This is a genomic window from Psychrobacter sp. AT9 (assembly GCF_047272965.1).
In the GTDB taxonomy this organism is placed as follows: Bacteria; Pseudomonadota; Gammaproteobacteria; order Pseudomonadales; family Moraxellaceae; genus Psychrobacter; species Psychrobacter glaciei.
On the sequence record NZ_JBKOTW010000001.1, the window covers coordinates 515,438 to 529,677 of the forward strand.

General features: G+C 43.3%; 13 protein-coding genes, 1 tRNA gene and 1 other RNA gene. 11 read left to right on the plus strand and 4 right to left on the minus strand.

All coding sequences use genetic code 11. From position 1 onward, the window contains the following. Nucleotides 1-149 precede the first annotated feature (149 nt). Both ACMFL8_RS02145 and ACMFL8_RS02150 read right to left on the minus strand, forming a co-directional pair. Complete coding sequence (locus tag ACMFL8_RS02145) at nt 150-2,579, minus strand: YgiQ family radical SAM protein (protein WP_413189973.1); 2,430 nt, start codon at nt 2,577-2,579, stop codon at nt 150-152. Nucleotides 2,580-2,842: 263 nt separating this feature from the next. Continuing rightward, on the minus strand, nt 2,843-3,601 hold the full coding sequence (locus tag ACMFL8_RS02150; protein WP_413189974.1) for a hypothetical protein: 759 nt from the start codon (nt 3,599-3,601) through the stop codon (nt 2,843-2,845). Between the two features lie 546 nt (nt 3,602-4,147). Here ACMFL8_RS02150 and ACMFL8_RS02155 point away from each other — a divergent pair. Continuing rightward, nucleotides 4,148-5,455 (plus strand): ammonium transporter, encoded by a 1,308-nt coding sequence (locus ACMFL8_RS02155; RefSeq protein WP_194620876.1) that lies wholly within the window; start codon nt 4,148-4,150, stop codon nt 5,453-5,455. Nucleotides 5,456-5,465: 10 nt separating this feature from the next. After that, nucleotides 5,466-6,089 carry a hypothetical protein gene (locus ACMFL8_RS02160; protein ID WP_194620819.1) on the plus strand — a complete coding sequence of 208 codons (624 nt, stop codon included), beginning with the start codon at nt 5,466-5,468 and terminating at the stop codon, nt 6,087-6,089. A gap of 117 nt (nt 6,090-6,206) precedes the next feature. On the opposite strand, the gene ACMFL8_RS02165 is transcribed toward ACMFL8_RS02160, so the two are convergent. After that, entirely contained in the window at nt 6,207-6,674 is a 468-nt protein-coding gene (locus ACMFL8_RS02165; protein ID WP_189582755.1) for an Lrp/AsnC family transcriptional regulator, read from the minus strand. Nucleotides 6,675-6,964: 290 nt separating this feature from the next. Here ACMFL8_RS02165 and rarD point away from each other — a divergent pair, with 290 nt between their 5' ends. Beyond that, nucleotides 6,965-7,987, plus strand: a complete 1,023-nt coding sequence (gene rarD, locus ACMFL8_RS02170; RefSeq protein ID WP_413189975.1) for an EamA family transporter RarD — start codon at nt 6,965-6,967, stop codon at nt 7,985-7,987. 101 nt (nt 7,988-8,088) lie between these two features. Here rarD and smpB read toward each other — a convergent pair whose 3' ends face one another. Then, a complete protein-coding gene (smpB, locus tag ACMFL8_RS02175; RefSeq protein WP_010201796.1) occupies nt 8,089-8,565 on the minus strand; it encodes an SsrA-binding protein SmpB in 477 nt (158 codons plus the stop codon). 252 nt (nt 8,566-8,817) lie between these two features. On the opposite strand from smpB, the gene coaD reads away from it, so the two are divergent. From coaD to ACMFL8_RS02215, 8 genes are all read left to right on the plus strand, one after another. Then, complete coding sequence (coaD, locus tag ACMFL8_RS02180) at nt 8,818-9,342, plus strand: pantetheine-phosphate adenylyltransferase (protein WP_010201795.1); 525 nt, start codon at nt 8,818-8,820, stop codon at nt 9,340-9,342. A gap of 60 nt (nt 9,343-9,402) precedes the next feature. Further along, the gene (locus ACMFL8_RS02185; protein WP_025651626.1) at nt 9,403-9,651 is read left to right on the plus strand and encodes a YfhL family 4Fe-4S dicluster ferredoxin; all 249 of its coding nucleotides are present in this window, start codon (nt 9,403-9,405) and stop codon (nt 9,649-9,651) included. Nucleotides 9,652-9,706: 55 nt separating this feature from the next. Further along, nucleotides 9,707-11,032, plus strand: a complete 1,326-nt coding sequence (gene bioA / locus ACMFL8_RS02190) for an adenosylmethionine--8-amino-7-oxononanoate transaminase (RefSeq protein ID WP_413189976.1) — start codon at nt 9,707-9,709, stop codon at nt 11,030-11,032. Next, nucleotides 11,029-11,769: a dethiobiotin synthase gene (gene bioD / locus ACMFL8_RS02195; RefSeq protein ID WP_413189977.1), complete on the plus strand. Its 741-nt coding sequence runs from the start codon at nt 11,029-11,031 to the stop codon at nt 11,767-11,769. Before bioA ends, bioD begins: the two co-directional genes overlap by 4 nt. An 85-nt stretch (nt 11,770-11,854) precedes the next feature. Then, an RNA gene (gene rnpB / locus ACMFL8_RS02200) (RNase P RNA component class A) lies at nt 11,855-12,237 on the plus strand. A 144-nt stretch (nt 12,238-12,381) separates the two neighbouring features. Beyond that, nucleotides 12,382-12,458 (plus strand) — tRNA-Met (locus tag ACMFL8_RS02205). A gap of 237 nt (nt 12,459-12,695) precedes the next feature. Further along, nucleotides 12,696-13,508 carry an ABC transporter permease gene (locus ACMFL8_RS02210; protein WP_194620823.1) on the plus strand — a complete coding sequence of 271 codons (813 nt, stop codon included), beginning with the start codon at nt 12,696-12,698 and terminating at the stop codon, nt 13,506-13,508. A gap of 14 nt (nt 13,509-13,522) precedes the next feature. After that, entirely contained in the window at nt 13,523-14,194 is a 672-nt protein-coding gene (locus ACMFL8_RS02215; protein ID WP_413189978.1) for an ABC transporter ATP-binding protein, read from the plus strand. Nucleotides 14,195-14,240 lie beyond the last annotated feature (46 nt).

Here is a 14,240-nt window from a genome sequence, read left to right on the forward strand (position 1 = left end):
TGACTTTTTCACTGAATATAGATACTCACAGTTGCCTTATCAATAAAAATCGCCCACCAGCTTGAGAGCCGGTGGGCGATTTTTATTGATAAGGATACCTAAGCTGTCGCTGACCAATCTTAGTTTATAAGTTTGGTCAGCGGAATTAATTACTTAGTTTTGCGTGGCGGCAGACCCGTATGCTGTGTCTGGAAATTACCTTTGCTCACTTTCTTTTTGGTATTCTTACTAACGACATTGTTATTGATTGAGCCATTGCTGCGCTTCACCGAATCATTACCTAAGCGGCTGTTCTTTTTGCGCGCCGATTGGTAACTGTCTTGTGCGGCATCGCGACCTTCTAAGCTGGCGTTAAATGGTGGAATCAAGCAACCACGATTTTTACCAATCAAATCGCTACGACCCATATCTTGCAATGCTTTACGCAACATCACCCAGTTTTTTGGGTCATGGAAGCGCAAAAAGGCTTTGTGCAATTTACGCTGCTTGCCAGATTTGACGATATCCATGTCACCTTCATCACGACTGACCTTATGTAGCGGATCTTTATGGGTGTGATACATAGTGGTCGCTGTCGCCATCGGGCTTGGATAAAATGCCTGCACTTGGTCAGCACGGTAGCCATGACTTTTTAGCCAAAGCGCAAGGTTCATCATATCTTCATCTTTCGTGCCCGGATGCGCGGCAATAAAGTAAGGAATCAGATATTGCTCTTTACCTGCTTCTTGACTGTACTGCTCAAACATGGCTTTGAATTTATCATAGCTGCCCATGCCCGGCTTCATCATCTTCGATAGCACGCCTTCTTCAGAATGCTCAGGCGCGATTTTTAGATAACCACCGACATGATGACTGACCAATTCTTTGACGTATTCAGGGTCTTTCACTGCCAAGTCATAACGCAGACCTGAGGCAATAAGGATTTTTTTCACGCCTTTGATATCACGCGCTTTGCGATACAGCTTGGTTAAATTACTGTGATCGGTAATCAAGTTTTCGCAGACATCAGGATAGACGCAAGAAGGCTTGCGGCAGTTCTTTTCAATCGTCTCATCTTTACAGCTGAGACGATACATATTAGCCGTTGGGCCACCAAGATCAGATATCACGCCAGTAAAGTTGGGTGCAGTATCACGAATCGCTTCCACTTCGCGCAAGATAGAGTCTTCTGAGCGGCTTTGAATAATGCGGCCTTCGTGCTCAGTAATCGAGCAGAATGTACAACCACCAAAACAGCCGCGCATAATATTGACCGAAAACTTAATCATGTCATAAGCAGGGATGCGCGCATCGCCATAGCTTGGATGTGGCAGGCGGGCATACGGCAAATCAAACACGTAATCCATCTCTTCGGTTGAGAGTGGAATCGGTGGTGGATTCAGCCAAACGTCAATCGAAGTATGCGAATTACCAGCACCGCTGCTATGACGCTGTACCAGCGCACGAGCGTTCCCTGGATTTGTTTCCAGATGCAAAATACGGCTGGCATGGGCATAAAGCACAGGGTCAGATTTGACGTGCTCATAATCAGGCAGTCGAATCACCGTTTGCTCACGTGGTGGCATTTTGAGTTTATGTTTACGCGCCGTCATGGGCTTATTAAAGCCACGCAGTTGTACCACTTGCGTTTCTTCATCGACTTGTTCAGCGTTGATGACTCTATTGGTGACAGGTTCTGCGACAAAGCCTTTATATTGTGACGACATAGATGACATGGCTTGCCCAACGGGTGAGTCGCTTGGTTTGTCTTGTTCGATTGAGCAGCTATCGATATCTTCAGTCATCACATATGGATTAATAATAGGATCGACACGGCCGACGGTATCGACATCATTACTGGCAACTTCGGTCATGCCAGCTTGCCAATGGCGGCGTGTTGGCGTCAATAGATATGACGTACCACGCAATTTACTCATTTGCTCAAAGCTATAGCCTTTTGATAAGCCATGCACCACATCGACGATAGCGCGTTCAGCATTACCATACAATAAGACGTCAGCACGGGCATCCAGCAAGATACTACGACGGACTTTATCTGACCAATAGTCATAATGCGCGATACGGCGTAAGCTGCCTTCAATACCGCCTAGGATAATTGGCACATCAGGATAGGCTTCACGGCAGCGCTGGCTATAAACGATAGCAGCACGGTCGGGACGTTTATTAGCGACATTACCTGGTGAGTAAGCATCATCACTACGGATTTTGCGATCTGCCGTATAGCGGTTGATCATGCTGTCCATGTTGCCCGCCGTCACGCCATAAGCATAGACAGGCTTACCCAGTTCCATAAAGGCGTCTTTGCTCTTCCAATCTGGCTGAGCGATGATACCGACACGAAAGCCTTGCGACTCTAATAGACGACCGATAATCGCCATACCAAAGCTTGGATGATCGACGTAGGCATCGCCTGAGATGATGATGACGTCACAAGCATCCCAGCCCAGATCGTCCATCTCTTTACGGCTCATCGGCAGATAAGGCGCAGGCTCGTAGCAGCTCGCCCAATGTTTGTCATAATCATAAAGTGGCTTGGTGCCTTGCTTAAAGGCAGTGCGGGCAATGGTATCGGCAGACATGGGCGGACCTGTTAATTAGAAAATGGCACTAAAAATACGTCCCTTATTACTCACTGATAATAAAGGCGAATTTAAAAGCGCTCATTTTAACATGAATCGCCTTCACTATGCGACCTATTCTATGAGGGGTGATTGACGATAAGTTATTGATAGTGTAAGACAATCTATCAGCCTATCAACAAGAATGGTTTTGGGAAATGCAGAGCCATTCTTGCTTTAGATTATGAGTCAGGAGGTGATCAATGCATTGGCTGACAAGTTCTTTAATTGTCTAACAATTGCAGTGGAAAAGTCACAACATCAAAGGCTAGGGCAAAGGGTAATAAGACCAATTTTTGCGCCGTATTTGCGCCACTACGAATGACTTGGTCTTGCTGTGTTTCTGTATGAAAGCTAACCATATAAGGCTTGGTTAAGGCGCGATAGTTCGACTGTATCAGGCTTAAATTACTGACCTGCGGATAGATAGCGCCTTTGACAGGAACGCTAAAGCAAAAGCGCTGAGCATTGATACGTTGATCGCTTGCTGAGGTGCACTCTTTACCATTATTTTGCAAAAAGAACTGGTAGTCAGAACGTTTAAACTCATCTTTTAGTTTGGCATAAGAAAGCTTCATTTCTCCCTGAAAATAGCCGTCATTATTGGGCACAGAAAAGCTCATGTCATTATCGACTTGGATGTTCTTTGGCGTCAGATTGGTGAGTAAATTGACCATTTCCGTCCCGCCTTGGGTCAGCACATAGCTGTTCTTTTCACCGACGATTACCATGGTCGCATTTGGCGTTTTTGGCAATGCCTGTGCAGGACGACCAAAAGCCACAATTTGATCTTCAGACAACACACTCTTAGTCGTTGTGGTGTTGACTCGATTGCCACTGTCTAATAATGAGCTAGTGGCACAGCCTGAGGTGACGAGCAATGCCGCAAGTGACACCCCTGTTATCACTGTTTTGAAGCTTAATGCTTTTAATACTGGATTATTGCTTTCTTCTTTTTTAACGGCACGGGTGTTTTTAATCATGCTAAGGCTTCCTTGTCTACTACCGACGGACTATTGAGGTGGTATCTATTATTTATTGCCAAACTTTCGTTGGTATCGTACCTTGTTTGAGCGTGACTTAGCTACTTTTAATTAACCAGCCAAGCAGTTTTTATAGCCAAATTAATCCAATAAAATCTTTGTACCACTTTTAGTAAAATTCATCACAAATTGGCTTTTAAAGTTGCGCACATTATTCTCATAAATATGATTCAAGATGGGATAGTTGATTAGTTCTAATCCAGATTTAGTATTAGGGGTGACGGTAGGTCTAAAGATGGTCTTTATACTGGGGGCTTCTATTTTGGTATTGCAGTGTTATTTCCCTCACGAGAAAAGTGCATTTTGGCATACGTTTTGCTCTCTCTTTATTAGAGCCTACTTGTCTATATGGATTAGCAAGAGTAGAGCATTAATAGATGTTGATTTGCTGAATAATTGTTTGGAGAGAAGTGTGTGAAGAAATTATCTTTTAGGCTGGATGCGATATCTGTTTTATTTAAGTCGTCATTATTCAAGACCCTGTTGATGATCGGTTTACTGGCTGGGGCAACCAATAGTGCCAATGCTGCTGAGGAGGCCACATTAACGGTGACGCAATTGCTCGAATATCAAAACATTGCTTGGATTATATGGGGCGGGGTATTGGTGTTCTTTATGCAGGCAGGATTTGCCTTGCTAGAGAGTGGCTCAGTACGGGCGAAGAATGCTGTGAATGTGATGATGAAAAACTATACTGATATGTGTATTGGTGGTCTGGCGTTTTATTTGGTAGGTTTTGGACTAATGATGGGCACCAATGACTCTGGGTTTTTTGGTACTGATCATTTTATGCCAGTAGAGCTGTCTAACCTTGATTGGGCACTGATGTTTTTTCAGATGATGTTTGCAGCGACAGCGGTGACGATTGCTAGTGGCGCTATGGCGGAGCGCGTGTCATTTATTGGGTACGCGGTAGCCGCCTGTCTTATTTGCCTGCTTATCTATCCGGTGTTTGCCAGTTGGGTTTGGGGTGGTTATTTTGGTGGTACAGGCTGGCTTACCGAGCTTGGTTTTATTGATTTTGCGGGTTCTACCGTTGTGCATTCTATTGGCGGTTGGTTGGCGCTGGCTGGTATTTTGGTCATTGGCCCGAGATTGGGACGTTTTGCACCTGATGGCACGCCTAGATTGATAGCAGGACATAACATGACGTTACTGGCTCTTGGCGGCTTTATATTGTGGTTCGGTTGGTTCGGGTTCAATGCCGGTTCGACATTATCAATTACTGGCAATATTGGTTTGATAGCAGTCAATACTTTCGTCGCAGCTGTCAGTGCTGTGGTGAGCTATATGATCATATCGAGGGCTCTAAACAAAGCTATCTTGCTCAGCGATAGTGTCAACGCCAGTTTAATCGGTCTAGTATCCATTACTGCAGGGTGTGCCACGACGACGCCTGTGTTCGCCATTATCATTGGTGCGATCGCCTCAGTGGTCTATATCCTAGCGACCCAAGCTTTATTGAAGCTAAAAATCGACGATGTGGTATCAGCAGTTGCGGTTCATGGCTTTGGCGGGGCATGGGGCACACTGGCGGCCGGATTGTTCTATTCAGGGGATTTGTTCAACTTATCACGCTTGGGTGTGCAAGCCCTAGGTGTGGGTGTGGCGCTCGCTTGGGCCTTGGGCTTAGGTTTGGTGATGTATAAACTCATTGATATGACTTTCGGCTTAAAAGCCAGTCGCCTCCACGAGCAACGTGGCCTTGACTATACCGAGCATGCAGAGATAGGCTATCCCGAGTTTCAAAAGCAGATGTTTGATTCTAAAAGTTTAACAGAGCGGCATTTATAGGAGAAAACTGATGACTATCGAAACTCAATCAGTAGAAAAAACCGTGTCCGCGATGGCAAAAGTATTGGAAAAATATTTAAATCATGAGGAAGTATTGCTTCTCACGGTTCAATGGCGACAGTATCCTACGGTTTCCATAAAAATGATGCAACAGTGCGTTTTGGAGGCAACAAAACGCTATCCTAAGCTAAAACCCTATCGGTCTGATATCCGTAAAGATTTTTGGGGTACGATGCAAGCAGCCAGTCATCAATCGACTGAGGCAGCTACTGAGGCTAATACTGTTAATGGACAAAAGTCTGAATTTGAAGGGGTTCAAGCATTTTATACGGTAATGGAAGCGTTTAACAATCAATTGACCGCACCAGATAATCGCAGTCTGTTTCAGACCTTGCACCAAGCTGTTTCGAAAGAACGCACCTTCAAAGGGCATACGCTTAACATTAGTCAATTTTTAGATGGCGGTCGTCCTGTAGTACCTCATGATATGTATATTTTAAATAATGTGCTTCAACTTGCTTACGTCTGCTTATGCAATATTGTAGGGCCCGTCGAGGCTGATGACATTTTATTTCAGGTGGCGGAGATTGCCAAACAAAGTCATCCAAAAGCAGTGGTCGAAAAGCTATTTTGATTTATTGCTAGGGCGCGTTATGAATGAGTTCCTATGCTAGTTCATGACACGCTCTAACGCTCAATTCTAATATTTTATAAGAATTCTATTCATCGCAAACAAATTATCATGCTAGCGTCAATCCAATAAAATCTTTGTACCACTTTTAGTGAAATTCATCACAAATTGGCTTTTAAAGTTGCGCACATTATTCTCATAAGTGAGTAAACCAGTCGTGAATCGATGATAATCACTCATATTTTTGGCATTGACCATCAGCATAAAATCCGCGTCACCTGACACTTCATAGCAGCTCATGACCTGTGGCTGTGTATTCATCAAGCGCTCAAACCGATGCTGCATCGAGGTATTAGATCGCGCCATCTCTATCATCACCACGGCAGTCAGTCCGTAACCCACCTTGTTTGGGTCCACAATAGCGACTTGCTTGGTAATGACGCCGTTGCTGATTAATGCTTGGATACGGCGCTGGGCAGTAGCGATAGACACATGCACTTGTTCTGCCACCGTTTTTAATGGCAAGGTCGCATCGTCCTGTAGCAAATTTAAAATCGCTTTATCGATATCATCTAAAATTTGGCTCATTATGTTCTCCCTTCTATGAAATGCTTTCATTATCTGTTTTTATCATTATTATCACCATAAATCAAAAAATAAGAAAATATTCAGTTTTGAGCGCTCAAAAAGATAGATTTATTTATAAATGGGTTGTTATAGCAATAATATCTCATCGTTACTTCGTAAAATAGATGCTGTTAAGCAAGATCAACAATCAAAGCTTAGCAATCAGAGCCTAGAGCTCAAAAAAGCTTAGTCATGACAAATCAAAGCTAATAGCTGGTCTCCTAATATCTATTTAAATGTACGGTGCTTTTATGTCTACTTCAATCCTTTCTACTGTCTTTGCAAATACGCTCGCAACGACTGTTTCGCGCTTGCCACTGCCTACTATTTGGACAGCAGGTAGCGCACAGCAGCGCACATTAATGTTAGGCGTAGCGTTAGCCGTGCTGTCGAATTTGTTGTTTGGCGTACTTTATGCTTACAGCAGCTTTTTAGCGCCATTATCAGGTACGCAAGTCTTTATCTGGCGTATGCTCGCGATGTGGGCGGCACTGATAGGATATTTGCTGATTAGTGGGCGCTTAGGTGTTCATATTGATAAGTTAAAAGTGCTAGGTACTGTGAAGCAATGGGTGTGGTTGTTATTACCAACGCCGATATTCTTAAGTCAGTTTTGGTTATTTATGTGGGCACCCGTGAATGGGCAAGGTGTACAAACCGCGATGGGTTATTTCTTATTCCCACTAATGATGGTTATATTTGGCTGTGTCTTTTTTGGCGAAAAGTTGAGCCGTTTGCAATGGTTGGCGGTTGGCTTTGCCGCATTAGGGGTCGGCAGTGAAATTATCCGTACGCAAAGTATCTCTTGGGCAACGCTTTGGGTCTGCGGTACGTATCCTATTTATTATATCTTGCGTCGTCTGCAAGGAATTGGTGCAGTGACTGGATTATTGGTTGATTTAACGATATTCGCGCCATTTGCTTTGGCTTATTTGTTTTTCATAGCACCTAGTAGTTTAATGCTCGTTAGCGGCTCTGGATTTTTTATCATGATGCTGGCAGGACTCGGTGTCATGAGTGTGTTAGCCATGAAAACCAACGTGGATGCCAGTCAAATGCTGCCGGTAAATGTCTACGGTATGATGAGTTATTTGGAGCCTGCATTATTGTTTATACTGGCCATCACCGTATTGGGCAACCCGTTTGAATCAGCGATGATTTATAGCTATGGTTTGATTTGGCTGGGTATTGCTTGTTTGGTCACTCATGGCATTCGCCAACTGCGCCGCACTCGTAAAAACCTATCATTTTCGGTCAAAAAACAAGTTGCGTAAGAGCTATGATTGACAATATGAATAAGCGATAAAAAAGGACGGCTCAATTAACTGAGCCGTCCTTTTTACCTTAGATTAAAGTGAATATTTTCATTCATCCATTAATCTAAATGCTGTTTAAAGCCACGTTGCTTATCACGTTCCCAATCACGATCTTTAAGCGTTTTGCGTTTGTCATGCTGCTTTTTACCCAATGCTAAGCCAATTTGACATTTCACCAGCGAGTTTTTCCAATAGCAGGATAATGGCACGCAGGCATAGCCTTTTTGGTTGACTGCACCCATCAATTTTTCGATTTCGCGGCGATTGAGCAGCAGTTTGCGAGTACGGATACTATCAGGACTGACATGCGTTGAGCTGGATAGTAGCGGCTGAATATGCGCGCCAAATATGAAAGCCTCGTTATTACGGAAGATGATATAAGCTTCGGTAATGGTCATTTTGCCCGCGCGAATGGCTTTGACTTCCCAACCTTGTAACGACAATCCTGCCTCAAACGTTTCTTCAATGAAGTACTCGTGTCGAGCTTTTTTGTTCGCACAAATTTGATTTTCCGGTTTTTTTGATTTTTTTGACATAATTTCTCCATAAGAATCACTCAAAAGTATCGTGTTCTTATCTGACCAGTCCTACTAATTCCTCATCCTAACCCGTTTAATTGGATTATCTTACATTCGAACGATAAGACGGATGAGTCGAACCGCCTATTGTAGCAAAGCACCTCACAAAAATGTAAGTCAGCTGTTAGGACAAATGTAGCAGATAAGTATTAAGTTCGGGCAAAATTTGCTAGCATATGGCGTAATATTACCGACTATATTAGCCATGTTATGAGCCACTCTATTACTTCTAATTCCTCAAAGCTGCACACCAAGATTTTATATCCTGGCACCTTTGACCCGATTACCAATGGTCATGTGGACTTGGTCAAGCGCGCAACCAAGCTGTTTGATGAGGTCGTCATCGCCGTTGCATCAGGACATCATAAAAAACCGTTGTTTAATTTCGAAGAACGCGTCACTTTAGTAGAGACCGTGTTTGAAGATTTACCCCAAGTTTCGGTCATTGGTTTCGAAGGCTTGCTAGTAGATTTTATGCGTGAAAAAAACGCCACTGCGGTATTGCGTGGTCTACGGGCGATGTCGGATTTTGAATATGAGTTTCAGCTCGCTAATATGAATCGCGAGCTCGATGAAAACTTTGAAGCGGTGTTTTTGACCCCCTCTCAGAACTATTCATTTATCTCGTCGACGATGATTCGCGAAATTGCTAGACTTGGCGGCGATGTCAATAAATTCGTCCCTCCATGTGTGGCACAGGCTTTTACAAAAAAACTGGCTATTAAAGACAGCTAGCCCTTTAATAAGCTCATAGCTACAGCATATAAGCTAGTAATAAACAATAAGGAGCAGTTTATGGCGCTATTAATTACTGATGAATGCATCAATTGTGATGTGTGCGAGCCTGCCTGCCCAAACGAAGCCATCTCAGAAGGCGATGATATCTATGTCATTGATCCTGATTTATGCACGGAATGCGTCGGTCATTTCGATGAGCCGCAATGCGTGGTTATTTGTCCGGTTGACTGTATTCCTCATGATCCTAACCATGTCGAAACTGAAAGTGATTTGATGTCTAAATACAAACGCATTACTGGTCAGTAAGTGACTCATATACTATTGATAACATCTGGATTTAAAGCGCTTTAAGGACAATGCAATGACGATAAATGCAAGCCAGATAACGAGCGATTTTGACCAGCAACATCTTTGGCATCCGTATGCTAGCTTACCGCCTAGTTATCCTAATATCATGATTGACCATGCCGAAGGTATTTACATCGTTACTGAAGATGGTACGCGCCTGATCGATGGCATGTCGTCGTGGTGGGCGAGTGCACATGGTTATAATCATCCCAAACTGAATGCGGCGATGATTGAGCAGTTAGGCAAAATGGCGCATGTCATGTTTGGTGGTTTGACGCACCAGCCAGCGATAGATTTAGGCAAAAAGCTGCTCGATATTGTGCCTACTGGTTTAAAGGCTATTTTTTATTCAGACAGCGGCAGTATTGCGGTAGAAGTTGCGCTTAAGATGGCATTGCAATATCAGATTGCCGCCAAGCGTCCACAGAAATGCCAGTTTGCTTCAACGCACTCTGGCTATTATGGCGACACGTGGCACGCGATGAGTGTTTGCGACCCTATTAATGGTATGCACAGCTTGTATGGCAAACAATTACCGATGCAGCACTTCGTTCCTGCCCCGCCATTAGGGTTTGAGCGTGTTTTAGTGGAAGAAGAACGCACCGCACTGACAGCATTTTTTGATGAGCATAGCGATAAGCTGGCAGGCTTTATTATCGAGCCAATTATCCAAGGCGCTGGTGGCATGCGTTTTTATAGTCCTGAATATCTGCAACTATTACGTCAACTGTGCGATGAACATGATGTACTATTGATTGCTGATGAAATCGCCACTGGTTTTGGCCGTAGTGGCAAGCTGTTTGCTTGCGAGCATGCCGATATTAGCCCTGATATCATGACGATTGGTAAAGCCTTGACTGGCGGCTATATGACCTTTGCCGCGACTTTATGTACTCGCCATATTGCTGATACCATTAGCCAAAGCGATTATCCAGCTCTGATGCATGGCCCAACCTTTATGGGTAATCCGTTGGCATGTGCAGTGGCGTGCGCGTCCATTGACTTAATACTGTCCTATGATATTGAAGCGCGTACAGCCAATATGCAATCTGTCATGGAACAGCAACTTGCTCCAGCTGCGAGTTTAAATGGCGTTGCTGAGGTGCGTTGTTTGGGTGCCATAGCAGTAATTGAGCTGCAAGAAGCCGTTGATATGCCGACCTTTCAAACATTGCTGATTGAAAATGGTATTTGGGTCAGACCCTTTGGTAAGTTGGTCTATATTATGCCGCCTTACATCATCACTGATGATGAGCTGGTAACGTTATGCCAGTCATTACTAACCGTCGTCACTGCTTACTTGGGTCAAATTTCTACGACCGATAGAGTTCTGCTATGAACGTGCTATTTATCTCTGGTATCGATACCGATATTGGCAAAACCTATGCCACAGGTATGCTTGCAAAAGCCTTAATGCAGCAAGGCACAAATGTTATCACTCAAAAACTGGTCCAAACGGGCGTTAGTGTCAATCCAATGACCGATGAAATGGGTATTGCTGATGATATTATCACGCACCGCGCGTTAATGGACATACCGCTACAGCCGTGTGATTTGGATTTTACTACTTGTCCTTATCGTTATCAAAAGCCTGCTTCACCGCATCTTGCGAGTCGACTATCCAAACAAACACTCGATCCTGAGGTTATTACGAGCGCTACAAAAAGCTTGCAAGCTGATTATGAAGTAGTGTTATTAGAAGGCGCAGGCGGGCTACTAGTGCCCATTACTGAGCAGTTATTTGTCTTAGACTACATTGCTACTCAAGGCTATCCGATTATTTTGGTCACATCAGGTCGCTTGGGTAGCATTAATCATACCTTGCTTAGTCTCGAAGCTATCACCCAGCGCGGCTTACAGGTTCATACTGTTGTCTATAATCATATCCATGATGATACCGATAATACTGACGCCGAGATAGCTGATAGCACAATTGAGTTTTTACAGAACCATCTACAGCAATATTATCCAAAGACACACTGGCTACAGTTACCCCACTTAGAAAACCATGCAATGTCTGATACTAAAACACCGTTAAAGCATCAGAAATGGTCTTTGCCAAAGGACTTTATTTAAGTGGTTTATGAATAATATCTTTGTGAATGCAAATAAGCGTAAAAGATATTCCTAGACGGCGATTAGATTTGCTATACTAGCGCGCTTGGTAGACTAGGCAATCGCCGCTGCACACTGGCAACAGATGAGCAGGGGAGGAAAGTCCGGGCTACATAGGGCAGCGTGCCAGCTAACGGCTGGGCAGGGTAACTTGACGACCAGTGCAGCAGAGAGTAGACCGCCTTTGGCTTATATGGGTATCGCAAGATATTCATGTCATCGGTAAGGGTGAAAGGGTGCGGTAAGAGCGCACCGCGTGGCTGGCAACAGTTCACGGCATGGTAAACTCCACGCGTAGCAAGACCAAATAGGCATCGGCATGGCGCGGCCCGCGTTCGATGCGGGTAGGTTGCTTGAGCGTACGAGCGATTGTACGCCTAGAGGAATGATTGTCCACGACAGAACCCGGCTTATCGGTTTACCAAACCTTTTTAATGGCTGAAATTGTATTTATAAAATGCTTACTGTATGTTGGTGAGTATTTATTTGCAGAAAATGCCATGTTTTTTCGAAAAAATGCCTTTTGGGGGTTGACGAGGTTAGTCAACTTGGGCATAATACCGAGCCTAAAATGGCGATGTAGCTCAGCTGGTTAGAGCGCATGACTCATAATCGTGAGGTCAAGAGTTCAAGTCTCTTCATCGCCACCATTTATAGTAAGACTAGTAACATTAAAAAAGCCAATCCTTTGTGATTGGTTTTTTTTTGCCTAAAATAAATCAGTAAAAGCTATATTTTGCAGGAATGTAAATAGAATGCTTAATTATATTTACTTACTGTTTTCTTGCTAAATCATAGGTTTATCTGTCTAGACACAGATTAATTGTTGTAACTTATGTCGCGCTTACTTATCATAGGGGCTGTTTTCGGTAAAGTCCTGTAACGCCATGTCTGTACAATTACCTCCTTATCGTCCAATTAAGCATCGTAGTGGCCTCAAAGTCATGGGTGCCGCATTTCATGCATTATTGATGCGTGAGCTGCAAACTCGCTTTGGTGGTTATCGCTTGGGCTATCTCTGGGCGCCATTAGAAATCATTTTTCAAATGCTCATATTTCTAGTGATCTTTGGTGTAATTATCGAGCGCGCATTACCAGGAATGAGCTTTCCATTGTTTTTGGTTGGTGGAATGGTTCCTTTTCGTATGTTTCAGACTATTGCGACTAGAGCACTAGGGGCTGTTGAGGCCAATCAAGGACTTTTGATGTACCGTTCAATACGGCATATTGACGTCATTATTGCCAGATCAGCTTTAGAGCTTATTATTTATTTTATAACATTTATTATATTATTGATTGGCTTGGCATTTTTTAATGATTATGCCAGTTTGGGAAATCTACACATTGTATTATTTTGCTGGATAACGCTGTTTATGTTCAGCTTCGGTGTTGCTCTAATCATGATGATTGTAGGTTATTATGGCGGTGAAATTACCAAAGTAATTTCGATTCTCTTTACCATATTGTATTTTGCTTCAGGTATCATTTATCCCATTCATATTATTCCAGAGCCATACTTCAGTTATTTACTATATAATCCTTTTATCCATAATATTGAGTTGATACGACACGCTTTAGCACCTAATTATCCAGCTTATCATATTGATATAATGTATTTTTTAAAGTGGACAGTTGCAGTAAATTTCTTAGGTCTACTCATGTATAAAGCGGTAGAAAGAGACTTAATACGTTCTAAATAACGGCAGGTAAGTGAATGATTGAAATTAGAAATGTTTCTAAGTCTTTTATGACCAAGCAGGGTCGGCACTATCTGTTTAAAGATTTGAATCTGACTATTGGTGATAAACAAAGTGTCGGTTTACTTGGTCGTAATGGCGCGGGGAAGTCAACTTTATTACGTATTATTTGCGGACTGGATAAGCCGGATCATGGTGAAATCATTACTGATTCCACTATTTCTTGGCCAGTGGGGGTAGCCGGTGGTTTCCAAGGCAGCTTGACGGGTCGTCAAAATGTTCGTTTCGTCTGTCGTCTTTATTCTAGTGGTCCTTATATTGATGAAAAGATTCGTTTCGTTGAAGAGTTCGCAGATATTGGCAATTATTTTGATATGCCGGTTAAGAGCTACTCATCAGGTATGAAAGCGCGCTTGACGTTTGGCTTAAGCTTGGCCTTCGATTTTGATTATTATATGCTTGATGAAGCAGGTGCCGTCGGTGATGCGGCTTTTCGTAAGCGTAGTGAAGAGATTTTGGCAGCGAGACGTGCACAAGCAGGGTTTTTAATAGTATCGCATAACATCGGCGATATTAAGCGTAATTGCGATATTGGTATTGTGCTAATGGATCAAACAGCACACGTCTTTGAAGACACAACAGAAGCGATTGAGATATATGAAGAGCATGTCCACAAAGCGAAAAAATAAGATAATTGACTTCTCGCTGTTTATTGGCTTGGTGGTCCTCCCTTGG

Bases quoted from the DNA above. Each gene is read 5' to 3' on its own strand.
- ACMFL8_RS02160 (WP_194620819.1), top strand. From the start codon at position 5,466: ATGACTATCGAAACTCAATCAGTAGAAAAAACCGTGTCCGCGATGGCA.
- ACMFL8_RS02210 (WP_194620823.1), top strand. From the start codon at position 12,696: ATGTCTGTACAATTACCTCCTTATCGTCCAATTAAGCATCGTAGTGGC.
- rarD (WP_413189975.1), top strand. From the start codon at position 6,965: ATGTCTACTTCAATCCTTTCTACTGTCTTTGCAAATACGCTCGCAACG.
- bioA (WP_413189976.1), top strand. From the start codon at position 9,707: ATGACGATAAATGCAAGCCAGATAACGAGCGATTTTGACCAGCAACAT.
- ACMFL8_RS02215 (WP_413189978.1), top strand. From the start codon at position 13,523: ATGATTGAAATTAGAAATGTTTCTAAGTCTTTTATGACCAAGCAGGGT.
- smpB (WP_010201796.1), bottom strand. From the start codon at position 8,565: ATGTCAAAAAAATCAAAAAAACCGGAAAATCAAATTTGTGCGAACAAA.
- ACMFL8_RS02150 (WP_413189974.1), bottom strand. From the start codon at position 3,601: ATGATTAAAAACACCCGTGCCGTTAAAAAAGAAGAAAGCAATAATCCA.
- ACMFL8_RS02165 (WP_189582755.1), bottom strand. From the start codon at position 6,674: ATGAGCCAAATTTTAGATGATATCGATAAAGCGATTTTAAATTTGCTA.
- coaD (WP_010201795.1), top strand. From the start codon at position 8,818: ATGAGCCACTCTATTACTTCTAATTCCTCAAAGCTGCACACCAAGATT.
- ACMFL8_RS02155 (WP_194620876.1), top strand. From the start codon at position 4,148: ATGATCGGTTTACTGGCTGGGGCAACCAATAGTGCCAATGCTGCTGAG.
- ACMFL8_RS02185 (WP_025651626.1), top strand. From the start codon at position 9,403: ATGGCGCTATTAATTACTGATGAATGCATCAATTGTGATGTGTGCGAG.
- ACMFL8_RS02145 (WP_413189973.1), bottom strand. From the start codon at position 2,579: ATGTCTGCCGATACCATTGCCCGCACTGCCTTTAAGCAAGGCACCAAG.
- bioD (WP_413189977.1), top strand. From the start codon at position 11,029: ATGAACGTGCTATTTATCTCTGGTATCGATACCGATATTGGCAAAACC.